This window comes from Cryptosporangium aurantiacum (assembly GCF_900143005.1).
In the GTDB taxonomy this organism is placed as follows: domain Bacteria; phylum Actinomycetota; class Actinomycetes; order Mycobacteriales; family Cryptosporangiaceae; genus Cryptosporangium; species Cryptosporangium aurantiacum.
This window is the reverse complement of the sequence record NZ_FRCS01000005.1, coordinates 117,170-140,000: the sequence shown is the minus strand read 5'-3', so window position 1 is coordinate 140,000 and position 22,831 is coordinate 117,170. Positions and strand designations below refer to the sequence as shown.

The 22,831-nt window shown below is 71.9% G+C and carries 21 protein-coding genes; 13 read left to right on the top strand and 8 right to left on the bottom strand.

The annotated features are described in order from the left end of the window. Positions 1 to 51: 51 nt before the first annotated feature. From BUB75_RS18195 to BUB75_RS18180, 5 genes are all read left to right on the top strand, one after another. Positions 52 to 714 (top strand): DUF6758 family protein, encoded by a 663-nt coding sequence (locus BUB75_RS18195; protein WP_342761145.1) that lies wholly within the window; start codon positions 52 to 54, stop codon positions 712 to 714. 86 nt (positions 715 to 800) lie between these two features. Then, positions 801 to 953, top strand: a complete 153-nt coding sequence (locus BUB75_RS46295; RefSeq protein WP_178379907.1) for a hypothetical protein — start codon at positions 801 to 803, stop codon at positions 951 to 953. A gap of 70 nt (positions 954 to 1,023) precedes the next feature. Beyond that, positions 1,024 to 1,776: a PH domain-containing protein gene (locus BUB75_RS18190; RefSeq protein WP_073258752.1), complete on the top strand. Its 753-nt coding sequence runs from the start codon at positions 1,024 to 1,026 to the stop codon at positions 1,774 to 1,776. A gap of 91 nt (positions 1,777 to 1,867) precedes the next feature. After that, positions 1,868 to 2,749, top strand: coding sequence for a PHP domain-containing protein (locus BUB75_RS18185; protein WP_073258751.1), 882 nt, complete (start codon positions 1,868 to 1,870; stop codon positions 2,747 to 2,749). Between the two features lie 39 nt (positions 2,750 to 2,788). After that, complete coding sequence (locus tag BUB75_RS18180; RefSeq protein ID WP_073258750.1) at positions 2,789 to 3,628, top strand: RecB family exonuclease; 840 nt, start codon at positions 2,789 to 2,791, stop codon at positions 3,626 to 3,628. A gap of 40 nt (positions 3,629 to 3,668) precedes the next feature. Here BUB75_RS18180 and BUB75_RS18175 read toward each other — a convergent pair whose 3' ends face one another. Then, positions 3,669 to 4,529 carry an oxygenase MpaB family protein gene (locus BUB75_RS18175; protein ID WP_073258749.1) on the bottom strand — a complete coding sequence of 287 codons (861 nt, stop codon included), beginning with the start codon at positions 4,527 to 4,529 and terminating at the stop codon, positions 3,669 to 3,671. Between the two features lie 26 nt (positions 4,530 to 4,555). Further along, positions 4,556 to 5,452 carry an alpha/beta fold hydrolase gene (locus tag BUB75_RS18170; RefSeq protein ID WP_073258748.1) on the bottom strand — a complete coding sequence of 299 codons (897 nt, stop codon included), beginning with the start codon at positions 5,450 to 5,452 and terminating at the stop codon, positions 4,556 to 4,558. A gap of 144 nt (positions 5,453 to 5,596) precedes the next feature. Here BUB75_RS18170 and BUB75_RS18165 point away from each other — a divergent pair, with 144 nt between their 5' ends. Beyond that, a complete protein-coding gene (locus BUB75_RS18165; protein WP_073258747.1) occupies positions 5,597 to 6,130 on the top strand; it encodes a DUF2231 domain-containing protein in 534 nt (177 codons plus the stop codon). Between the two features lie 9 nt (positions 6,131 to 6,139). Here the strand turns inward: BUB75_RS18165 and BUB75_RS18160 are convergent, their stop codons facing one another. Both BUB75_RS18160 and BUB75_RS18155 read right to left on the bottom strand, forming a co-directional pair. Next, complete coding sequence (locus tag BUB75_RS18160) at positions 6,140 to 6,541, bottom strand: hypothetical protein (protein WP_073258746.1); 402 nt, start codon at positions 6,539 to 6,541, stop codon at positions 6,140 to 6,142. 4 nt (positions 6,542 to 6,545) lie between these two features. Beyond that, entirely contained in the window at positions 6,546 to 8,582 is a 2,037-nt protein-coding gene (locus BUB75_RS18155; protein ID WP_084741442.1) for a DEAD/DEAH box helicase, read from the bottom strand. A 266-nt stretch (positions 8,583 to 8,848) separates the two neighbouring features. Here BUB75_RS18155 and BUB75_RS18150 point away from each other — a divergent pair, with 266 nt between their 5' ends. Further along, entirely contained in the window at positions 8,849 to 9,580 is a 732-nt protein-coding gene (locus BUB75_RS18150; RefSeq protein ID WP_084741440.1) for a ferritin-like fold-containing protein, read from the top strand. 220 nt (positions 9,581 to 9,800) lie between these two features. Here the strand turns inward: BUB75_RS18150 and BUB75_RS18145 are convergent, their stop codons facing one another. Continuing rightward, the gene (locus BUB75_RS18145) at positions 9,801 to 10,028 is read right to left on the bottom strand and encodes a DUF3107 domain-containing protein (RefSeq protein ID WP_073258745.1); all 228 of its coding nucleotides are present in this window, start codon (positions 10,026 to 10,028) and stop codon (positions 9,801 to 9,803) included. A 107-nt stretch (positions 10,029 to 10,135) separates the two neighbouring features. Beyond that, positions 10,136 to 10,798, bottom strand: coding sequence for a TetR/AcrR family transcriptional regulator (locus BUB75_RS18140; RefSeq protein ID WP_073258743.1), 663 nt, complete (start codon positions 10,796 to 10,798; stop codon positions 10,136 to 10,138). 211 nt (positions 10,799 to 11,009) lie between these two features. On the opposite strand from BUB75_RS18140, the gene BUB75_RS46290 reads away from it, so the two are divergent. The 4 genes from BUB75_RS46290 to moeZ all read left to right on the top strand — a co-directional run bounded on the left by BUB75_RS46290 (position 11,010) and on the right by moeZ (position 17,675). Beyond that, entirely contained in the window at positions 11,010 to 14,015 is a 3,006-nt protein-coding gene (locus BUB75_RS46290) for a mediator complex subunit 15 domain-containing protein (RefSeq protein ID WP_073258741.1), read from the top strand. A 256-nt stretch (positions 14,016 to 14,271) separates the two neighbouring features. Next, positions 14,272 to 15,243, top strand: a complete 972-nt coding sequence (locus tag BUB75_RS18130) for an alpha/beta fold hydrolase (RefSeq protein ID WP_073258739.1) — start codon at positions 14,272 to 14,274, stop codon at positions 15,241 to 15,243. A 212-nt stretch (positions 15,244 to 15,455) separates the two neighbouring features. Next, positions 15,456 to 16,424 carry a DUF3152 domain-containing protein gene (locus BUB75_RS18125; protein WP_178379906.1) on the top strand — a complete coding sequence of 323 codons (969 nt, stop codon included), beginning with the start codon at positions 15,456 to 15,458 and terminating at the stop codon, positions 16,422 to 16,424. 90 nt (positions 16,425 to 16,514) lie between these two features. Beyond that, complete coding sequence (moeZ, locus tag BUB75_RS18120; RefSeq protein ID WP_073258735.1) at positions 16,515 to 17,675, top strand: adenylyltransferase/sulfurtransferase MoeZ; 1,161 nt, start codon at positions 16,515 to 16,517, stop codon at positions 17,673 to 17,675. A 240-nt stretch (positions 17,676 to 17,915) separates the two neighbouring features. Here the strand turns inward: moeZ and BUB75_RS18115 are convergent, their stop codons facing one another. After that, a complete protein-coding gene (locus BUB75_RS18115) occupies positions 17,916 to 19,397 on the bottom strand; it encodes an amino acid permease (protein WP_073258733.1) in 1,482 nt (493 codons plus the stop codon). Positions 19,398 to 19,448: 51 nt separating this feature from the next. Then, entirely contained in the window at positions 19,449 to 19,772 is a 324-nt protein-coding gene (locus BUB75_RS18110) for an MGMT family protein (RefSeq protein ID WP_073258731.1), read from the bottom strand. 95 nt (positions 19,773 to 19,867) lie between these two features. Between BUB75_RS18110 and BUB75_RS18105 the strand changes: the two genes are divergently transcribed. Together BUB75_RS18105 and BUB75_RS18100 are read left to right on the top strand one after the other, a co-directional pair. Then, positions 19,868 to 21,277: an MFS transporter gene (locus BUB75_RS18105; protein ID WP_084741438.1), complete on the top strand. Its 1,410-nt coding sequence runs from the start codon at positions 19,868 to 19,870 to the stop codon at positions 21,275 to 21,277. After that, the gene (locus BUB75_RS18100) at positions 21,274 to 22,725 is read left to right on the top strand and encodes a pyridoxal phosphate-dependent decarboxylase family protein (protein ID WP_073258727.1); all 1,452 of its coding nucleotides are present in this window, start codon (positions 21,274 to 21,276) and stop codon (positions 22,723 to 22,725) included. The genes BUB75_RS18105 and BUB75_RS18100 overlap by 4 nt, the downstream gene beginning before the upstream one ends. Positions 22,726 to 22,831: the final 106 nt, after the last annotated feature.

Sequence of the window (22,831 nt, the reverse complement as noted above, 5' to 3'; positions counted from 1 at the left end):
CGATCGTGTCAGGTCTTGACGGGACATGGTCTGAAGGCGGACGGTTGCGCTGTGTCATCACCGCCTAGCTGTCCGCGCTGCGTGCATGCGGTCCGTCCGCCGGACCTGATGCACAGCGATTGGCGATGCCCCGTGCACGGTGCCGTGCCGCCCCTGCACGTTGCCCGCCGGCTGGGCACGGACGTGCTGGACGCGGTCCGGATCGACGCCGGGGTGCCGGTCTGGGTGCCCTGGCCGATGCTGCCCGACTGGACCGTCACCGGGCTCGCCTGGGCCGGCGACGATCGTCGTCCGATCGTGGCCACCGCCGTGGCGTGTACCGGGCCGGCGCCGCTCGGCGGGGTCGCCGACGTCGTCCTGGTCGCCGAGGAGCCGGGTGTCGGGCTCGGGGCGCGGTTCGCGGGCCTGTCCGGTCTGGATGCGGGCGACGTGCTCTGCGGCGGGCTGCTCGACACGAACGCGCACGCCAAGGTCGTCGCGGCCGGCCACCCGACCCCGCTGTGGTCGATCGAGGCGGAGCGGGATCGCTGCGTCTACGTCGGCGAGGCGAAAGGCATGTGGCTGTGGACCGTCGCCTGGCCGGGTGAGGCCGGTTATGTGCTTGCCGAACACTTTGTGTTGCAAGATGGTCGCGATGGGCTACCAGGTCCGTTGCCGTTCGGGGCGCTCTCGCCGTACCTTCAATGGGGACCGCCGGAGGAAGGAGTCAGCTGACCCGCCGACACGGCCTGCGCATGTTCGCTCCCGCTTGCCCGCGATGGTAGAACGACCTTCGTTGCCGAGCGGGAGGTCGGGCTGCAGTGAAGAAGGCCCTGAGTTGGATCGCGGTTGCGTTTTTCGTCTTCTACATCGTGACCCAACCGGGGGACGCCGCCAACTTACTGCGTTCGCTCGGCGACGGCTTGCGTGACATCGCGACCGGGTTCGGGACGTTCGTGTCCAATGTGTTCTAGTCCTCCGATCACCGGGTACCGCGTCCTACGGACCCGGTAGTCCACTTCCGTCCCCCCGTGGAGGTGTGCGATGGCCGCAGACGACCCTGGCACCGGGTCGAGCCCGGAGCGCGATCTCGGTCGTCGCACGCTGCACGACCCGCCGCCGGTAGGACTCGGCATCACGCCGGTGCCCACTGACGACGATCCTCCGGGCCCGCCCCCACCGCCGTCACCGGATCCGACGGCCGGGCGCCCGCCGCCGCCGGCACCTCCCACCGCGGCACCCGCGCCACCGCCTCCGCCCCGGCCGTACCGGCCGATCCTGGAACCGACTCGCCACGTCGCGCAGTACCTGTTCGACAGCGAGCGCTACTGCGGCGAGTGGCGTCGGCACTGGATCCACGTGATCCGCTGGCTGCTCGCGCTGGCCGGCGGCACGCTGCTGCTCGGGTACATCGTCGGTGCGATGCAGAACGTCCCGTACGTCGTCGGCGCCGTGACGCTGCTGTGGATCGCGCTGCTGATCGCCGCCGGGTACAAGATCGGCGACTGGTACTTCGACAAGTTCGTGCTGACCGACAAGCGGGTGATGCTCATCGAGGGCATCGTCACCCGCAAGGTCGCGATGATGCCGCTGGCCCGCGTCACCGACATGGCCTACCAGCAGAGCCCGCTCGGCCGGGTGCTCAACTACGGCACGTTCGTGCTGGAGTCCGCCGGTCAGGATCAGGCGCTGCGGGAGATCGCGCCGCTGCCCTACCCGAACCAGCTCTACCTGCTGTTCTGCCAGGTCATGTACGACCCCGAGGAGATGCTGGCGGTCGGCGACGAGGGCGACTGACGTCTCTGCTCTCCGGAGTGATTAGGGTGATGTCTGGGCACGTCCGTGCCCGGCATCGTCCGTCTGTCGGAGTTCGCGAGGCACGCCGTCCATGCGCATCGATCTGCACACGCATTCGACGGCGAGCGACGGGACGGTTCCCCCGGCGCGGCTGGTCGTCGACGCGGTGGAGGCCGGGCTCGACGTCATCGGGCTGACCGACCACGACACCACCGCCGGCTGGCGTCCCGCGATCGAGGCGCTGCCACCCGGGCTGGTGCTGGTTCCGGGCGCGGAACTGTCCTGCTACTGGGCGCTGTCCAACGGCTGGTCGATCAGCCTGCACTTGCTCGCGTACCTGTTCGACCCCACCGAGCCGGCGTTCGCCGCGGAGCGGGCGATGCTGAGGGCGTCCCGCTTCACCCGGGCGGAGGAGATGGTCGGCATGCTCGTCGCCGACGGCGCGCCGATCACCTGGCAGGGCGTGCTGGCGATCGCCGACGGTGCGCCGGTGGGCCGCCCGCACGTCGCTCAGGCGCTGGTGGCCGCGGGCGTCGTGGAGGACGTGCCGACCGCGTTCCGCTCGGAGTGGCTCGGCGCCCGGTACCGGGTGCCCAAGCGCGACATCGAGGTGCTGGACGCCCTGCGGCTGGTGCGCGGCGCAGGCGGCGTCAGCGTGCTGGCCCATCCCAAGGCGTCCAAGCGTGGGCGGGTGATCGACGACGAGGTCTTCGCCGAACTCGCCGCAGCCGGTCTGAACGGGCTGGAGATCGACCACCCCGACCACGACGACGCCGAGCGGACGTCGCTCGCCGGCATCGCCGCCGACCTGGGCCTGCTCACCACTGGATCGAGCGACTTCCACGGGACGAACAAGACCGTGCGGCTCGGCGAGAACACCACGCGCCCGGAGGTCTACGAGGAGTTGGTCTCGCTGGCCACCGGGGCGTCGCCGGTGACCGCTCGCGACCAGTGGCCGCTGCGCCGCCGCTGACCCACGGATTGTCGGTGCCCCGTGGGAGGATCGTGGGTGATGGAACAGCTCGGTTTTGCCGGTATGCCCACGCGGCTCTTCTCCTGCACACCGTCCAAACTGGCGGCGTTCGCGGAGTGTCCGCGTCGATACCGAATGACGTACATCGACCGGCCGTCGCCCCCCAAGGGGGCGCCGTGGGCGCACAACGCGCTCGGGGCGACCGTGCACAACGTGCTGCGGTCGTGGTGGTCGCTGCCGCGGCAGCGGCGGACACCCGAGGCGAGTAGGGCGCTGCTGAACGAGGCGTGGATCTCCGACGGCTACCGCGACGCCGAGCAGCAGGCGGCGGCCAAGGAACTCGCGGTGGGGTGGCTGGAGAGCTACCTGGCGACCATCGACCCCGACGCCGAACCGTTCGGCCTGGAGCGCACGGTGGCGATGCGCACCGACACGCTCGCGGTCTCCGGGCGCATCGACCGGCTCGACGACCGGAACGGCGAGCCGGTGGTCGTCGACTACAAGACCGGCCGGTCCGCGCTGTCCGAAGAGGATGCGGCGGGCTCGCAGGCGCTGGCGCTCTACGCGCTGGCGGCGTCCCGCACGCTCCGCCGTCCCTGTCAGCGGGTCGAGCTGCACCACCTGAGCGCGGGGGAGGTCTACACCCACGTGCACACGCCGGAGCGGCTCCAGCGACACCTACGGCGGGCGGAACAGACCGCTGCCGACGCGGTCGAGGCGGAGACACGCTTCAAGAGCGGCGGAGCGTCCGCCGACGAGGCGTTCCCGCCCGCTCCGGGGCCGCGCTGCTCATGGTGCGACTTCCGCCGTCACTGCCCTGAGGGCCAAGCGGCGGGCCCTCCAAAGGAGCCGTGGGCGGCGATCCCGGTCCAGCGCTAGGCGGCTCCCTACGGACCTGGAGCCCCCCTCGGCGGGCCGCTCACGCAGGAAGGGATTCGAGGCGGCGGATGGGGACGGCGGCCACGCGGGCGCGGGCGGCCTTGAGCTGTGGCCCCTCGCGCACCGACGCCGGCAGCGCCAGCACCGCGGCGCGCAGCGTCCGCAGGCTCGCGGTGGCCGTCATCTCGCTGCCCGGCAGCGCGGGCAGGTGCGTGTAGAGCCGCTTGGCCCACCCCGGGAGCAGCCCGAACCCCATCGCGACCAGCGCGCCCCAACTCGGCGCTGCCGGCGTCGCCCACCGCACCCACCAGCGCATCGGGGGAGCGCTCAGCAGCTTGAGCCCCTCGTACGCCGGCCGGGTAGCGCGCAACAGCGGCCGGACGTCGGTGAAGTACGCGTCGAGCTCCGCGCTCGTACGCGGCACCTCGATGGCGTCCGGGGTGAGACCGATCAGCCGGGCCTGGCGCACCTGCTCCGCGACGTACCGGTCCGCGTCGGCGTCCGACAGGCGCACGCCGGCGCGCCGCGCCGTGGAGAGGAACGAGTCCACCTCGCAGCAGTGCACCCAGAGCAGGAGCGACGGGTCGTCCACCGGATAGACCTCACCGGAGTCCGGGTCGACCGCGGTCAGCCGCCGGTGCAGGCGACGGATCTTGCTCGCCGCCTCCTCGGCGGCCCCGGCCGTGCCGAACGTCGTGATCGCCACGTACTCGGTGGTGCGCTGCAGACGGCCCCACGGGTCGTCCCGATATCCGGAGTTCGCCGAGACACCGGCCATCGCGACCGGATGCAGCGCCTGCAGCAGCAGCGCGCGCAACCCGCCCACAGCGAGCGACGGATCCGAGTGGATCCGCCAGGTGACGCTCTCCGGCCCGTACAGGCCGAGGTCGGAGATCACCATTGGCCCTCCAATAGTCGGTACCCCGATCACTGAGTCTCAGTGTGCACCCCGGACGCCGGAACCGCCCGGTCGTCCAGGTCGTCGACCGAACGCCAGAACTGCTCCAGCGCCACGACCGTCTGCGCGCTGTTCTCGATCGCCGGCGAGTGCGCGGCCTGCGGGATCACCACGTGCCGTGCGCCGAGCCGCCGCGCCATGTCGGCCTGCACCGGCGGCAGCCAAGCGTCATCATGCTCGCCGTGGCAGACCAGCAGCGGAAGACCCGCCGCGGCCAGTTCGGCCGTGCGGTCCGGCTCGGATCCGAGCGCGTCGCCCATCCCGCGCAGGCCCGCCGCCGACGACGCGACGAACCGCTTCTTCAGGAACGCCTTCAGCTCGGGCGAGGCCTCCTGCCACTTGGGGTCGAGCCGGGCACCCTCCTCGACCGCCTCGTAGACCGCGGCCATGCCGAGCGGCAGCAGCGGTTCCAGCCGGGCCATCCGGTCACGCCGGGCGCCGACGATCGCCTCCGGGCCCGAGCAGAGCAGCGTGAGCGACCGGAACTCACCCGGCGCGGACAGCACGGCGCCCCGGGACACCAGCCCACCGAACGAGTGCCCGACCAGGTGCACCGGGCCGTCGCCGAGCGCCGCGACGACCGCACGGACGACGTCGGCGAGCCGGGCCACCGTGTAGCCGAGCGGCGACTCGGGGCCCGGGGACTCGAACTGACCGGGCTGGTCGATCGCGACGACACGGTAGCCGGCGTCGGTCAGCGGGTCGAAGAGCGGTGCGAAGTCTTCCTTGCTGCCGGTGTAACCCGGGACGAACAGCGCGGTGCCGCGATGAATCCCCGCGGGCGGCGGCGCGTCCCACCCGGCGACCGGGTAGTCCGAGACGGAGAAGACGACACGGGTGGCGCGGTGGGGGGCGAGCTGAGTCACGGTTCCAGTGTGCTCGACGGCTTGTCACGAGCCGCGGAGAACCTGTTGCCCGTGTGCTCCGTGTGGCTTGTGTAGCTCGAGCCTGCCCTGATGCGTACTCGGTCGCACTAGGGTACGGCTGTCACGCCGTTTGCGGAGGTCACCGTGTTCGAGAAAGTGTTCGGCCTACCGGCCCACCCGTTGGTGGTGCACGCCGCGGTCGTGCTGATACCGATCGCGGTCCTCGCCGCGTTCGCCTACGTCCTGGTGCCGCGGCTGCGGTCGAAGGTCGGCTGGGTGCTGGTGCTCAGCGCGCTGTCGGGCGCCGGAGCGGCCATCGTGGCGGCCGAGACCGGTGACCGGTTCGCGCAGTACCTCGGCGGGTCGCCCACCATCAACGAACACGGCGGTTTCGGCCTCGACACCCGCAACATGGCCGTGCTTCTCGCGGTCGTCGCGGTCGTCCTGGTCGTCGTCGAACGAGCCCGGGGCACTCGCCGCGCCCAGGCCCCCGTCTACGACCAGCGCGACCAGTGGACGAACGTCGGCGAACCGCAGCGCGACAGCAGCGGCTCGACCGTTCTCAAGGTCGTCTCGATCGTGCTCTCGGTCGCGTTGCTGGGCACCGCCGTCGGTGCCGCCGTCTCCGTGGTTCGGGCGGGCGACACCGGCGCGCGGATGGTGTGGGAAGGCCGCTGACGTCGTCGCTCAGACGCCGGTCGTGGAACCGGCGCGGATGACCATCATCAGCAGCAGCAGGAACAGGACGATGAGTGTCAGCACGCCGACTCCGACGGTGACGGCCCTGGCCTGGGCTTCCTCCCGGTCGAGCGCCTCGTGGTCCTGGGTCGGCAGCGAACGCGGGGTGGGGCCGGGCGTGATCACCGGGCCCCAGCCCACGGCGGCCGACGGGCGGTGCATCTGCGGCGGGCCCTGATACTGCGCAGGGACCGCCGCATTCGCTGCTGCCGGTGACGCGGACGACGTCGGCTCGGCCGGGCGGCGCCAGTAGGCGTCGCTCGCGGACCCGTCCGGCGACGCCCAGCCGTTCAGGCCCGGAGGAACCGGCGGGAGCGCGTTGCCCGGATGCATCGGGCCGGTCGTCGTCATCGGACTACTCGGCCGCGGACGCGTCGGCCGGGGTGTCGGTGGAGTCCGTGCCTGCCGGACGCCGGGTCCGACCGGACCCTCCACGACGCCGACGACGACGCCGCGGCGCCGCACCGTCCTCGCCGTCCGCGATCGGCTCGTCCGCGTCGTCGCCGGCCCGGAAATCGTCGGCAGCGGCGAAGTCGTCGGCAGCGGCGAAGTCTTCGGTAGCGGCGAAGTCATCGCCGGCGGAGAACTCGTCGGCGGGCCGGAACTGGGGCGGAGCGATCGTCGCCACCGCACCGGGAGCCTCCGCGGCGCTCTCGGACGCCGGGTCGGTGTCCTCCGGCGCCGGGCTCGTGCTCAGGAGCTGCCCGCCGCGGGTACGCCGCCGGGGCCGCGTGCGCTGGCGCGCCGGCAGCTCCACGTCGGCGTTCTCCTCGACGTCGACCGGCGTGCCCGGGTCGATGTCGCCCTTCCGCTTGCGCACCCGGGTGCGCCGCGCCTTCTTGCCGCCGGTCTCACCGAGGTCCTCGACCTCTTCGGCCTCCAGACCGGCCCTGGTCCGGTCGGCGCGGGGGAGGACCCCGGTGGCATCGGACGGGATGTCCAGCTCGGCGTGGAGGTGCTCGGACGTGGAGTACGTCTCGGGCGGATCGGCGAACGGCAGGTCGAGCGCCGTGTTGATCATCGTCCAGCGGGTCAGCTCGTCCCAGTCGACGAACGTGACCGCGACGCCGTCGGCACCGGCCCGGCCGGTGCGGCCGATCCGGTGCAGGTAGGTCTTCTCGTCCTCGGGGCACTGGTAGTTGATGACGTGGGTGACGCCGGTGACGTCGATGCCGCGCGCGGCGACGTCGGTGGCGACCAGCACGTCGACCTTGCCCGAGCGGAATGCGCGCAGGGCCTGCTCACGGGCGCCCTGACCGAGGTCACCGTGCACCGCGGCCGCCGCGAAACCGCGCTCGACCAGGTCGTCCGCGACCTTCTGGGCGGTGCGCTTGGTGCGGCAGAACACCATCGTCAGGCCGCGGTCGCGAGCCTGCAGGATGCGGGCGAGCATCTCGGACTTGTCCAGGGCGTGAGCCCGGTAGATGTGCTGCGCGGTGGTGGGCACCGTGCGGCCGGCGTCCGGCTCTTCGGCCCGGATGTGGACCGGCTGCCGCATGAAGTTCCGCGCCAGCGCCACGATCGGGCCCGGCATCGTCGCGCTGAACAGCATCGTCTGCCGCTCGGACGGGATCGTGGCGAGGATCCGCTCGATGTCGGGCAGGAAGCCCAGGTCGAGCATCTCGTCGGCCTCGTCGAGGACCAGGATCGAGACCGCACCGAGCTGCAGGTGACCCTGCTCGACCAGGTCGAGCAGGCGGCCCGGGGTGCCGATGACGACCTCGACGCCGTTCTTCAGCGCGGCGATCTGCGGTTCGTACGCGCGGCCGCCGTACACCGAGAGGACGCGAATCTTGCGGGTCTTGCCCGCGGCCGCGATGTCGCGCGTGACCTGCACGCACAGCTCCCGGGTGGGGACCACGACCAGGGCCTGCGGGGCACCGCTCGCCGAGCGGCCGCCCTCGCCGGGCGCCTCGATCCGCTGCAGCAGCGGGACACCGAAGCCCAGCGTCTTGCCGGTGCCGGTGCGGGCCTGCCCGATCAGGTCACTGCCCGCGAGCGCGATCGGGAGCGTGAGCTCCTGGATCGCGAACGCGCGGGTGATGCCGGCGGCGGCCAGCGCATCCACGGTCTCGGCCCGGACGCCGAGGTCCGCGAAGAGTGGGTTCTGCTCGCTGACCGGCTTGGTGGCGGTCAGCTCCTCGATCTGCTCGTCCTCCGGCGCGCCGGTGACGGCGTGCTCCAACTCGATCGGGTCGGGAATGTGATCGGACGCCGTGTCGGCGTCCGGTGCGACGTTGGTGTTCAGGGGTCTTCGCCTCTCTCCGAGTGCGCAGACGCCCTGGTGGATCCGGTAGCTACCATGCGTCGCTCGAGCCTCACGCCTGCCGCAGTGCGGTGGCGGGCTCAGCGGGACGACGACCTGGAGTGGGGTCCGCGCTCGATATTCCATGCTCTGTACTGCGTTGGTGCTGGTACTACCGTTTGTGGGTCGGCCGGGGCTCCGGCCGGCGCCGTAGCGCGCGTGGGGCACCCGGCCGGGAACGGCAGGCGCGACGCGGACCATGCACCCAAGGGGGGCAATTACGGCGCGAGTTAGTGCGGTGACGGCTGTCACCTCACTCATAGCCTACCGCGACGTTTTTCGCAGCCGTGGTCGCGTACCGATGTCATCGGCGATCTGTGACGAACACCGCCACTGGCGGTGCAGGCTCTACGGTGAGCACGTCCGCCTACTTCATCGCCACCGAGGAGCTTGCACTGAGCGTTTCGGGTCGTTCTGACGCCTCCGATCAGTTGTCGGCCGAGGCTGGTCCCTCCGTCGCCGACCTGCTCGGCGTCCTGAGCTACGGCGCGCTGGTGGCCTTCGACAACCTGGCCGTGGACGCTCGGCTCGCCCCGGACCTCCGCAGGCGTGCGGCGCTGAGCGAGATGGCCGCCGCGGAGCTCGTGCACTACCGGCGCCTGGCGGACCGGCTCGCCGAGATCGGCGTCGACCCGGTCGAGGCGATGACGCCGTTCGTCACCTCGCTGGACGCCTATCACCAGTCGACCCGGCCCAAGGACTGGCTCGAAGGGCTCGTCAAGGCGTACGTCGGCGACGGAATCGCGGACGACTTCTACCGTGAGGTGGCCGCCAGTCTCGCCGAGCCGGACCGGACGCTCGTCCTGGAGGTGCTGCACGACGATCGGCACGCCGGGTACGCGGTCGCGGAGGTGCGCGCCGCGGTGGCGGTCGACCCGACGTTGGCCGGGCGGCTCGGGCTCTGGGCGCGGCGGTTGGTGGCGGAGGCTGTCACCCAGGCCCAGCTCGTCGTGGCGGCGCGTCCGGCGCTGGTGGCGCTGGTGGAGCCGCTCGGGTCCGGCGAGCCGGCCGGGCTGGCTGCGCTGATCGACCGCCTCACGGCCGGCCACACCGCGCGACTCCAGTCCTTGGGCCTCAAGTCCTGACGGTGCTCCCAAAGCACAAACGCCCGGCCGCGATTCCTCGCGGCCGGGCGTCCGACTATTGCTTGTAAAGCGCCGCCAGGCGCGCGCAGTTGTACCTGCTACGGACCTGGAGCCCGGTCAGGGCGGGGCTGGCGGTCGAGCGAGCCGACGCCGTGACCTTTGGCCTGTTGCCATAAGGAGGCTCGCTCGCCCGTCAGCGTCGGCCTGACCGGGCCGCCCACTAAGGGGTGCCGAAGCCTACTCGGCGTAGTTCGCTTTCGGCGATTTCGACGTAGGCGATCTTGTCGGCCGGAACGACCACCCGCCGCCCCTTCTCGTCGACCAGGGACAGCAGGTTGTTCTTGCCGGCCAGCGCCTCGGCGACCGCCTGCTCCACGTCGTCCTGGCTCTGGGTGCTCTCCAGCACGAGCTCGCGTGGAGCGAACTGCACGCCGATCTTGACCTCCACCGCAGTGCCTCCTCGCTGACGGGTACGAATCCGTACCCGGACGCTCACATCAACCGCTCTAGAAGCTATCCGATCGAAGCTCCCACCGAGCGGCGCGGGCAGCGGTGTCAGCGCTGAGCAGAATTCTCCGGCTCGCGCTCCAGCGGGAAGTCGGAGATCCCGCGCCAGAGCAACGTGCTCAGCAGCGCGATGGCTTCTTCCTTCGGAACGGCCCGGTTCGCGTTGAGCCAGTAGCGCGCCGCGATTTCGGACGCACCGGTCAAGCCGATCGCGAGCAGCTCGGCTCGCTCACGTGAGACACCGGTGTCATGCCCGATCGTGTCGGCGATCGCCTCCATGCACAGCTGGGACGCGCGTTCGACGCGCTCGCGCACGGCCGGCTCGTTGCGCAGGTCCGACTCGAACACGAGCCGGAACGCCTCGCCCTCGCTGTCGACGAAGTCGAAGTAGGCCTTGGTGGCCAGGTGGACGCGGATTTTGTTGTCACTCGTACCCGCAAGCGCCTGTGTGACATGGTTCACCAGCGCCTCGGTGTGCTGGTCGATCAGCGCCAGGTACAGGTCCAGCTTGCCGGGAAAGTGCTGGTAGAGGACGGGTTTCGACACCCCGGCCCGGTCCGCGATGTCATCCATCGCCGCGGCGTGATAGCCGTTGGCGACGAAGACCTCCTGCGCGGCGGTGAGCAACTGCCGGCGCCGCGCGGACCGGGGCAACCGGCCGGTTCTGCCGGTGCTCGCGGCGACAGGATCACTGCTCACCGGGGTAGCCATGGTCTCCTCCAGCCTCGCGGAACCTCCGCACTTACCGCCGGGTAGCAAGAGTACGCGAGCTGTCATGAACCTTCTGCCCGCTCCGCCGGAACCGCCGTTCGGACTGTCCGTTTGCACCCTTCAGTACCGGACCGTTCCCCCTCAGGTGCCTGACCGGAAGGGCTATCCGTCGGTAGCCTGCGTGAGAGGTCGTACGAGACGGGAGTACCTCGTGACCACCGCTCCGCACCGCAACCGGCACCTGGTCGGAGCGCGTGCGGTGTTCACGGTGAGAACCCGCGGTCCGGGCGGTTCCCGGCCGATCGCGGTGGCCGCGTTGCTCGATGCCGTACGCGCGGTCGTCGGGGTCCGTAGCGCCGAGCTTCGGACGGCGGCGGGTGGAGACCGTACTCTGCATCTGGATCTCGTCGACGGTGCCGACGAGGCCGCAGTGGCGTGGTCAGTGACCCGGATCCTTGACGAAAGGCTCGGCGTGGAGGTGGACCAGACCCGGTCCGTGCTGGTGGACGACGGAGTGGACGAGGATCGGAGCGTCCCGCTCGACGGCCCGCAGCGCCGCGTCCACCTGGAGCGTTTACAGGTCGTCACCGGCGGTCTGGATGTCCGGGTGGACGTCGCGCTCGCGACGGCCACAGCGCGCGTGGTCGGCTCGGCCACCGGGCCGGCCGTCGAGCGCACGGTGCTCCGCACGGTGGCAGGCGCGACCCTCAACGCGGTCGACGCGCTCCTGGAGGGCCGCGCCCGGTGCGGTCTCGACCAGGCCGAACTGACCGACATCGGCTCCGACCGGCTCGCGGTGGCGGTCGTGACACTGCTGACGCCGGGGCAGGTCGATCGGCTCGCCGGCGTGGCGCTGGTTCGCGGAGACGCCCGCCAGGCGATGGTGCGGGCGGTCCTCTCCGCGCTCAACCGGCGGTTCGAGTCGCTGCTCCCGGAGAGCGCGGCGACGTCGTCGTGGGCCGCGAGCTTCTCGCACTCGGCGCCGCCGCTCGCGGTCGAGAACACCGCGACCTACCGGACGATCATGGCCGGTCCGGACGACGCGCCGTACGACCCGGAGCCGGAGCCGGACGCCGCGGAAGTGGCGTCGGCGCACGCTCCGTCGCATGCTGCTCCGCAGGCTGACGAAGCGGCGTCGGAGCCGGTCAGAGAACCGGTTCGTGGCGGCCGGGCGGCTCGCCGGGCCGCGGCAGCGGCACAGAGCGAGAAGGACACCGGCAGCTACCCGGTGCCGGGTACGACCGAGCCGGAGTACGCGCCGAGCACACCGTTGGTCTCGCCGCCGCCGTACACGGAGTCGATCGCGGCCCCCACCGGCGAGCTGGAGCTCGCGCCGGGCCCGAACGGTGCGGCCGACCTGGGTGACTGGGCGGCGGCGACCTGGGCGCGGCTGGTTCGCAACGACGTCACGAAGGACTCGCCGGACGACGCGGCTCCGGTGTCGCCTGCGCCCGTCGAGCCCGCGATTCTCTCGCTGCCTGATCTTCCGCTCTCCGACCCCGAGCCCGACGCGCGGACCAGCGGCGATCTCACCGCCGGGGCGTCTGCGGTGTTCACCCCGCCGGCCGAGCCCACCTGGGCGCCGCCGGAGGAGCCGATCTGGTCGTGGCCGACGTCCGAAGAACCGGCGCCCGCCGCCGAGTGGACGCCGCCGCGCTGGGACGAGGCAGCCTCGACGCCGGAGCAGCCAGGCAACGTCCCGCCGTCGTACGGCCGAGGCACGAACGGTGCGACGCCGTCGAGCGAGCCGTCGGCGGTGAACGGCGCGGCTGGCGGGGGACCGCTGGGCGGGCTCGGAGGCGGTGGCCTCGGGGGCGGGAGCTATCTGGAACGTGAGTACGGCGGGCTCGGGCTGCCGCCGCGGCGCGCCGCCGAACCGGCCGGGTACGGCGAACCGGCTGGGTACGGCGAGTCGGGCGGGTACGCCGAGTCGGCCGGGTACGCCGAGTCGGCCGGGTACGCCGAGTCGGCCGGGTACGCCGAGTCGGCGTCCGGTGGCGGGCGGGGCAGGCACGGCCGGGCCGAGTCGCCGGTGTCCGGGCAGCCCGGTGCGGGGCTCGGTCACCCGGTTTCGGGGCAGCCGGGCTCGGGTCCGTCGGGTCTTGGCCAGTCGGGTCTGGGACCGTCGGGTCTGGGGGCGTCGGATCTTGGGCCGTCGGGTCTGGGGCAGGCATCGGGTATGGGCCAGCCGTCGGCGGGCCTCGGGCCGTCGGGGCTGGGACAACCGTCGCCCGGGTTCGGTCAGTCGTCGGGAGCGGGCCAGCCGTCCGGGTTCGGCCAGTCATCGGGTTTCGGGTCGTCCGGGGCGGGCGGGCTAGGCCAGCCGTCCGGGTTCGGGTCGTCCGGCCTGGGCCAGCCGTCCGGCCTGGGCCAGCCGTCCGGCCTGGGCCAGCCGTCCGGCCTGGGCCAGCCGTCCGGGGCGGGCCAGCCGTCCGGGGCGGGGCTCGGGCCGAGTGGCTACGGGCCTAACGGCGCTGGCGCGAACGGTGCGGGTCCGCACAGTGTCGGCCCGAGCGGCCTCGGCCCGAACGGCGCCGGCCTGAACGGCGCTGGCCCTAACGGTGGAGGCCTGAACGGGGCGGGCCCGAACGGGGTCGGTCCCAACGGCGCCGCACCCAACGGGTACGGCTCGAACGAATACGGCTCAACCGGGCTGGGCCCCGCCGGCCCGAGCGGCCTCAACGGCCCGAGCGGCCTCAACGGCCCGAGCGGCCTCAACGGTCCCAGCGGCCTCAATGGTCCCAGCGGGCTGGGTTCCAGCGGCCCGAGCGGCCTCAATGGCCCCGGCGGACCTAGCGGCCTGAACGGCCCCAGCGGCCTGAACGGCCCCAGCGGCCTGAACGGCCCGAGCGGGCTGAACGGTCCCGGCGGCCCGGGTGGCCTCGGTAGCCCGGTCGGCCTCGGCGGCCCGGCGATGCCGGGTAGTCCCGCCGGCCTCGGCCCGAGTGCGGCGTCCCCGCCGCCGCGCCGTCGGCACGCCGCTGAACCCACCGGCGCCTGGCCGGTGCACGACCCGCTCGGCCCCAGCGGCTCCTGGGCCGACCCGCAGCCGGTCGGGCCGCCGACGCAACGCGAGCCAAGCCCCGCGGAGCGTGGCTACCGATCCGGCCCGCCCGGTCCGGCCGCCGAGTACCCGGATCGCCGCGACCAGCCGTCCCCGCGGGCGCGTCGTCGTTACGCCGACGAGGAGACCGGCCGCCACGGCGGCGGCTACTAGAAGCGGCAGCCGCTAGAACCGGCGACGAGCGGGCGGCCACCCGCAGCGCTACCCGCCATCGCCCAGGGGCCGGCCACGCGGAGGCCGCCACCTGCGGCAACTGGCCGCCACCTGCGGCAACTGGCCGCCACCTGCGGCAACTGGCCGCCGCCGCGCCGACCCCGAACCCCGCGAACCCGCAGATCGCAGGCCCCGATCAGGGCCTCCAGTGCCAGATCCCCAGAACGCGGCCGAACTGGCGGGCAAACTGGAAAGGGTGACGCCTGCTCGACTCGCCCCCGACTCCGTACTCCGCCCAACGCCAGACCCGCTGGTTCCGCCCTGGCCCGGTCGCACCGTCGAGGTCGACTGGCCGGGCGGAGCGATCGAGATCCACGTCCGGGAGACCCCGGCCACCGCGCCGGACGCCGAGCCCGCGCTCTACGTCCACGGGCTCGGTGGCTCCGGACAGAACTGGACCGACCTCGCCGACCTCCTCTCCGATCGTCTCGACGGGCAGGCGATCGACCTGCCCGGCTTCGGCCGGAGCGGCCCGGCCCTGCCCGGCGGCTACACCCAGCAGAGCTACGCCGAGCTGGTGATCCGCTGGATCGAGGTGTCCGGACGCGGACCGGTCCACCTGTTCGGCAACTCGCTCGGCGGCGCGGTCGTGATCCGGGCCGCCGCACTGCGTCCGGACCTGGTGCGGACGCTGACGCTGATCTCGCCGGCGATGCCGGTGTACCGCCCGCGCCCCACCCACCGCCACATGCTCCCGGTCCTGGTGGTGCCCCGCGTCGAGCGCGTGGTGGAGCGCATCCTCCGAGCCGCGACGCCGCACCAGATGGCCCAGGGCATGATCGACGTCTGTTTCGCCGATCCGTCGGCGGTCGCGCCGCAGCGCTGGGAGGAAGCGATCGCCGAGGCCGAGCATCGGTTGGCGGTGCCGTGGGGAGCCGCCGCGTACGTCGCCTCGTTGCGCGGGCTGGTGGCGTCCTACTTGGTCCCGCCGGGCCGTTCGCTCTGGCGGCTGGCCGGTCAGATTCAGGCGCCCACGCTGGTGATCTGGGGCCACAAAGACCGCATGGTCGACGTCAAATTGGCCTCAAGGACCGCAAAAGCGATACCGAACAGTCGTCTGCTCGTTCTACGCGGTGTGGGACATACGGCTCAACTCGAATCCCCCCGTATTGTGGCCCGGGCGGTGCTTCCGCTGATCGAGGCAGGTAACCGGTCAGTAGTGGCCTGACTCACCCGTCGGACAGGGCATCGTAGGTGGGGTACGGGGGAATCCGCCGTGAACGCCGTGATCAGAGTGACCGGGGAGGCGAACTGAGCGAGCGGACCGCGGACCCGTCCCTGCGGGGGGAGGACCCCGCGCACCCGTCGGACGGCCGTCACCGGGATACCGGCCGGCGGGCGACAGCGGACACGCGTACGGACGCGTTCCGCGAGCGACGCGTGCGCGGGCGCCATCACCCCGACTCGGCGAACGAGGCCCGCCGTGCCCTGCGTTCCGAGATCCGGCAGGGGCGGCGGCCCGGCGATCGTCCCGCTTCGGCACCACCGCACTCCTCGGTCTCCGCGACCTACCTCCGCGCCCAACGCCAGGCCGCCCGGCGGCGAGCAGCCCGCCGACGCCGTCGGTTCCTCGTGCTCCTCGTGCTGTTCACAGCCCTTCTGGTGCTCGTCGACCTGGTCCGCGGGGGCAGCCGCACCGAACACGAGCAGGCGGAGCGAACCCGGACGACCGGGAGAGCCACGCCCTCCGCAGCAGTGAGCACCCAACCGAGCACCAACCCGAGCGCCGAAGCGATCCAGCCGGAGGCGAGCCCGACGGCGTCGACGGCGGTAACGGTGCCCGCGCGGGGTAGCGGGGCGTTCACCGCCGCGGGTGGGACGACGCCGGTGCGCGGCTCCACCGGGACGCTGGTCCGCTACCAGGTCAAGGTGGAACGCGGCTCCGGGCAGAAGCCCGACGACTTCGCCGCCGCAGTGGACGCCACGCTGTCGGACCCCCGAGGCTGGACCGCGGCGAAGAAGTGGCGCTTCCAGCGGGTGACCGGTGGCTCCGTGGACGCGGTGATTCTGCTGGCCACCCCGGAGACCACGAACCGCATCTGCCGCGCCGGTGGGCTCGACCCGGCCGGTTACACGTCGTGCCGCACCGGCGACCAGGTCGTGATCAACCTGGCGCGCTGGTTGCTGGCGGTGCCCGCGTTCAAGGGCGACCTACCCACCTACCGGCAGTACGTCGTCAACCATGAGATGGGGCACCAGCTCGGCCACGGTCACGTGCGCTGCGGAGGCCGCGGCAAACCCGCGCCGGTGATGCAGCAGCAGACGCTCGGCCTGCAGGGTTGCACGCCCAACGCCTGGCCGTACGTCAACGGGCGCTACCTCTCCGGGCAGCCCACCGCAGGTCAGTGAGGCCTGTCCCAGAGTTCGGGCGTCGGGAACAATGAACTCCGAGCCCCGGTTCCCACCGGTGGAGTCATCCCCGCATGGAAGGAGCAGCTCGTGGCCCTGCCGCCGCTGGTCGAGCCGGCCGCGTCGCTGTCCGTCGACGAGGTACGCCGCTATTCGCGGCACCTGATCATCCCCGACGTCGGGATGGACGGGCAGAAGCGGTTGAAGAACGCCAAGGTGCTGTGTGTGGGCGCGGGCGGGCTGGGTTCGCCGACGCTGATGTACCTGGCTGCCGCGGGTGTCGGGACGCTCGGCATCGTGGAGTTCGACACCGTCGACGAGTCGAACCTCCAGCGCCAGATCATCCACGGCCAGTCCGACATCGGCCGCAGCAAGGCCGAGTCCGCGCGTGACTCGGTCAAGGAGATCAACCCGTACGTCAACGTGATCCTGCACGAGACCCGGCTCGAGTCGGACAACGTGCTCGACATCTTCCGCGACTACGACCTGATCGTCGACGGCACCGACAACTTCGCCACCCGCTACCTGGTGAACGACGCCGCGGTGCTGCTCGGCAAGCCGTACGTCTGGGGCTCGATCTACCGGTTCGAGGGCCAGGTCAGCGTGTTCTGGGACGAGCACGGCCCGAACTACCGCGACCTGTACCCGGTTCCGCCGCCGCCCGGCATGGTGCCCAGCTGCGCCGAGGGCGGCGTGCTCGGCATCCTCTGCGCGTCGATCGCGTCCGTGCAGGCCACCGAGGCGATCAAGCTGATCACCGGCATCGGTGAGACGCTGCTCGGCCGGCTCATGGTCTACGACGCCCTGGAAATGTCGTACCGGACGATCAAGATCCGGAAGGACCCGCAGGCCGAGCCGATCACCGAGCTGATCGACTACGAGGAGTTCTGCGGCACGGTCTCCGAGGAGGCCCAGGACGCGGCCCGCGGATCCACGATCACCAACCTGGAGCTGCAGGAGTGGAAGGACGCCGGGAAGGACTACTTCCTGGTCGACGTCCGCGAGCCCGCCGAGTTCGAGATCGTGTCGATCCCGGGCGCGACGCTCATTCCGAAGGGCGACATCCTCTCCGGCCAAGCGCTGTCGAAGCTGCCGCAGGACAAGCAGATCGTCCTGTACTGCAAGACGGGGGTCCGGTCGGCCGAGGCGCTCGCCGCCGTGAAGCAAGCCGGCTTCAAGGACGCGGTCCACGTGCAGGGTGGTGTGATCGGCTACGTGAAGCAGATCGACCCGAGCCTCCCCGAGTACTAAAAGCACAATCTTTGCTACGCCTGCATGGCTGGGGCCGGTCGCTTCCGCGACCGGCCCCAGTTGCTTGCGGCGCGGTCGTTCCGCGCCGCCGTCGAGGTTCTCGCCTGCCCTCGCCCCCCGAGGCCACACCGCAGGGCCCGACACCGCCCGCCCCGTGGCGAGCCAGCGCAGCAAGCCGCACGGATTCCCGCGAAAGCGGCCTCTAAGCTCCCTTTAAGGCCACTTTCGCGTGACTCGGCGTCAGTCGACGCGCGCCGGCTCGCGCTCGGCCCGGGCCAGGCGGCTGTGCGTGCGGCCGTAGGCGAAGTAGATGACAAATCCCAGCGCCATCCACGCCAGGAACCGCAGCCAGGTGGCCACCTCCAGGAACAGCATCAGGATCACGCACGAGATCACGGCCAGTGTCGAGACGACCGGCAGCGCCCGCACCCGGAACGCTCGCGGCAGATCCGGCCGGGTCCGGCGCAGCACCAGCACCGCGATCGAGACCAGCACGAACGCGAACAGCGTCCCGATGTTCACCATCTCGGCGAGCGCGGAGAGCGGCAGCAACCCGGCCAGCACCGCGACGACGATCCCGACGATGATCGTGATGACGTACGGCGTCCCGAATCGCGGATGCACCCGGCCGAGGCCGCGCGGCAGCAGGCCGTCCCGGCTCATCGCGAACGCGACCCGGCTCTGCCCGAGCATCAGCACCATGATCACGGTCGTCAGACCGGCTAGCGCCCCGATCGTGATGAAGTCGGCGAACAGCGGATGCCCGACGTCGCGGAACGCCGTCGCGAGCGGAGCCTCCGGGTCGAGCTCGCTGTACTTCTGCATGCCGACGACGACCAGCGACACCGCCACGTAGAGGATCGTGCAGACCACCAGCGAACCGAGGATCCCGCGCGGTACGTCCCGCTGCGGGTTCCGGGTCTCCTCGGCGGCGGTCGCGACGACGTCGAAACCGATATAGGCGAAGAACACCAGCGCGGCGGCCGCGAGGATGCCGCTCACCCCGAAGCTGGCCGGCCCGGACCCGAAGATCGTCTGGATCAGCGTCGCGGACAGGCCGGATTCATCCTCGGCGGGCTTCGTCGGCGGGATGAACGGCGAGTAGTTCGACGCCTTGACGAAGAACAGCCCGGCGACGATCACGAACAGGACCACCGCGAGCTTGATCATCACGATCACCGCGTTGAGCCGGGACGAGATCCGGATGCCGGTCACCAGGACGGCGGTCAGCGCGAGCGCGATCAGCGCCGCGGGCAGGTTGAACACCCCGTCCTCGGCGCTGGCGATCGACGTGGGCAGGTTCCAGCCCAGCGACTCCAGCAGCACCGCGAGGTACTGCGACCAGCCGACCGAGACGGTGGCCGCCCCGAGCATCAGCTCGAGGATCAGGTCCCAGCCGATGATCCACGCGACGAACTCACCGATGCCCGCGTACGAGAAGGTGTAGGCGCTGCCCGCGACCGGGACCGTGGACGCGAACTCCGCGTAACAGAGCCCGGCCAGGCCGCAGGCGATCGCCGCGAGGACGAACGAGATCGCGACGGCCGGTCCCGCGGACTCCTGCGCTGCTTCGCCGGTGAGGACGAAGATCCCGGTGCCGATGATCACGCCGATCCCGAACACCGTGAGGTCCATCCCGGACAGGTCTTTCCGTAACCGATGTTCTGGCTCTTCGGTTTCCCGGATGGCCTGTTCCACGGATTTTGTGCGCATCACGCTCATGGGGCACCTCCCGGTCCGGATGCCGGTCCTGTTTCCCCTCGATGCGCTGGGTTAATCGAGCTCCCCCGGCCACCAGCGGGCGGCGTCCATCGCGACCTTGACACCTCGGAACGACACGCCCTCCGCGCGGAGGCGCCGCGTCGCCTCGTCCTCGTGGCCCGGGGGCAGCCGACCGTCGGACGCCACCACCCGGTGCCAGGGCACCGCGCTGCCGTACCGTGCCATCACCGCGCCGACCGTGCGGGCCGACCCGCTGCCGGTCCGTTCTCGCACGACCTCGGCGACCATGCCGTAGCTCATCACCCGGCCGGGCGGGATCGCGTCGACGACATCCAGGACCTGCTCGACGTACTCACTCGGGGGTGCAGCGGTCACCGGCCCATTCTGCAGAATGCGACGACGGGCGCGACCTTGTCGCGTTCGATCTCCACTGCTTCCCCCGTGCCCACCGGAACCGTCAGGATGCGAACGTGACAGCCACTCCGGTTTCGGTGACCCCTCGGCTGGACCGCGGCACCCGCGTCGGGTACTCGGCCGGTTCGCTGGTGAACGGCGCGTTCGGCACGGTGCCGGGGCTGCTGTTGCTGCCTTATCTGACCGACACGCTCGCGGTCGCGGCGGGCCTCGCCGGCCTGCTGGTCCTCCTGCCCAAGGCGTGGGACGTCGTGCTCAACCCCATCGCGGGCCGCATCTCCGATCGCACGACGACGCGTTGGGGCGCGCGTCGTCCGTATCTGCTCGTCGGCGGGCTCGGTACCGCGGTCACGTTCGCCGCGCTGTTCGCCGGGCCGTTCTCCGGCGGCGCCGGTGCCGCGTACGTCACGGTCGCGTTCCTGGCCACCGCGACCGCGTTCGCGTTCTTCCAGGTGCCGTACGTCGCGATGCCCGCCGAGATCACCGCGGGTACCGCCGACCCGTACGGCGAGCGCACTCGCTTGATGACCTGGCGGATCGCCGTGCTGGCGCTCGCCATCCTCGCGTCCGGCGCCGCGGCCCCGGCGATCCGCGACGCCGCCGGGGGTGGCCGCGACGGCTACCGGGTCGCCGGGCTGGCGGTCGCGGCCCTGATCGCGGTGGGGGCACTCGCGGCGTTCTGGGGCACCCGGCGGGCGCCGACCGGTTCGGTGCACGAGAGCGAGCCGTCGTTGCGCAAGCAGCTCGCCGTCGCCCGGCGGAACCGTCCGTTCGCGCTGCTGCTCGGCTGCTTCGTGATCCAGGCGGTGGGCATCGGCGTGATGCTGGCCGGCACCGACTACGTCGCGTCGGGCCCGCTCGACGACGACGGGGCGACGTCGCTGCTGTTCGTGTGTTTTGTCGGGCCCGCGCTGATCGTCACACCGCTCTGGGGCCGGGTCGGTGCCCGGATCGGCAAGCGCGCCGGGTACGTCGTCGGCTCGGTGCTGTTCGCGGCCGGCGCGCTGTTGATCGGGGTGGCGTTTCTGCTGGGCGAGGCGCCGCTGGGTGCGGTGCTCGCCGCCACCGCGCTGGTCGGCGTGGGTTACGCCGGCCAGCAGGTGTTCGGGCTGGCGATGCTGCCGGACACGATCGCCGCCGACGAAGCGGTCACCGGCCGCCGCCAGGCCGGGGTGTTCACCGGCGTCTGGACCGGCGGCGAGACGCTGGGGCTCGCGCTCGGCCCTGGTCTGTTCGGCCTGGTGTTGCAGTTCGGGGGCTATCGGTCCGGGGTGGACGCCGACGCGCAGCCGGACAGCGCTCGGACCGCGATTGTCCTCGGTTTCAGCGTGCTGCCGGCGCTGATCATGCTGGTCGCGCTGCCGCTGCTCCGCCGCTACGACCTCACGCCCGCCCGGCTAGCCACGCTGACCGCGCCAACGGCCCCGCCGGGTGATCGGACTACCTCGACCCACGGAGAAGCATGACCCTCGAGAAGCAGGGCGCGCCGGCCGAGGATGTCCTCGCGGAGCTGGCGGCGCTGCGAGCCGCCGACCTGCCGACGCACGGCGGTCGCACCTGGGCGTACGTCTACGACTCAGGGCTGGCCGGGCTCGACGCGCTGGCGCACCGGGCAGCGGAGGCCGTGACCGGGCTCAACGGTCTCGACCCGACGGTGTTCCCGTCGCTGCTGACGATGGAGAACGAGGTCGTGGCCGCCGCGGCCAGGCTGCTCGGCGGCGGCCCCGGGACGGTTGGCACCGTGACCTCCGGTGGCACCGAGTCGATCCTGCTCGCGGTGAAGGCCGCACGGGACGGGCGGCACGACGTCGAGCGTCCGCAGCTGGTGGCACCGGTGACCGCGCACGCCGCGTTCGCCAAGGCGGCGGAATACTTCCGGGTCGAGCTGGTTCCGGTCGAGGTCGACCCGGTCACGTTCCGCCCGGACCCGGCCGACGTCGCGGCGGCGATCACCGACCGGACCGTGCTCGTCGTGGCGAGCGCGCCGTCGTACGCCCACGGGGTGATCGATCCGGTGGTCGAGATCGCTGCGGTGGCCGCGGAGCGAGGTGTCCGGTGCCATGTGGACGCCTGCATCGGTGGCTGGGTGCTGCCGTTCTGGCGCCGGCTCGGCGTCCCAATGCCTGGCTTTGACCTGAGCGTGCCCGGCGTCACCAGCCTCTCGGTCGACCTGCACAAGTACGCTTACGCCCCGAAGGGGACGTCGGTGCTGTTGCACCGCGACGCCGAGCTGCGCCGCAGCCAGTACTTCGCGTTCGCGGACTGGCCCGGCTACTCGATGATCAACGCGACGATGCAGTCGACGAAGTCGGCGGCGCCGTTGGCCGCGGCCTGGGCGGTCCTCCGTCACCTCGGCGAGGAGGGGTACCTCGCGCTGGCCGAGCAGACGCTGGCCGCGACCCGGACGTTGATCGCCGGGGTCGAAGCGGTGGAGGGGCTGCGGGTGCTCGGTCCGCCGCAGGCCAGCCTGGTTGCGTTCGGGGCCGCGGACGATGGCCCGGACCTGTTCGTGCTGGCCGACGAGCTGACCGTGCGGGGGTGGTACGTCCAGCCGCAGTTCGCGCTCGGGGCGCTGCCGACGAACCTCCACCTGACGGTCACAGCCGCCAGCGCGCCGAAAATCGAGCCGTTCCTCGCGGATCTGCGGGACGCGGTCGCGGCGGCACACGCGCACGGGCCGGTGGCGGTGGACGCGGGGATCGTCGAGTGGTTGCGGACGCTCGATCCGTCGACGTTGACGTCCGAGGAGTTCGGCGGCTTGCTGGCGGCCGGCGGGCTGGCGCCGGGCGACGGCGGGGGCGCGTTCGCGCTGCCGGCGCGGATGGCCGAGATCAACGCGCTCCTCGCCGCGGCCCCGCCGCGCCTACGCGAGCGTCTGTTGATCGAGTTCTTCGGCCTGCTCTACACCCCGTAGCGCAGGCTCACCCGGCGGCGCCCCCGGGGAGTGGACCCGTTTGGGGCGGCTATGGCTCGCCCAGGTGGGTCCACTCGGCGCGGGGTCGGCGCGAGGCGTCAATGTG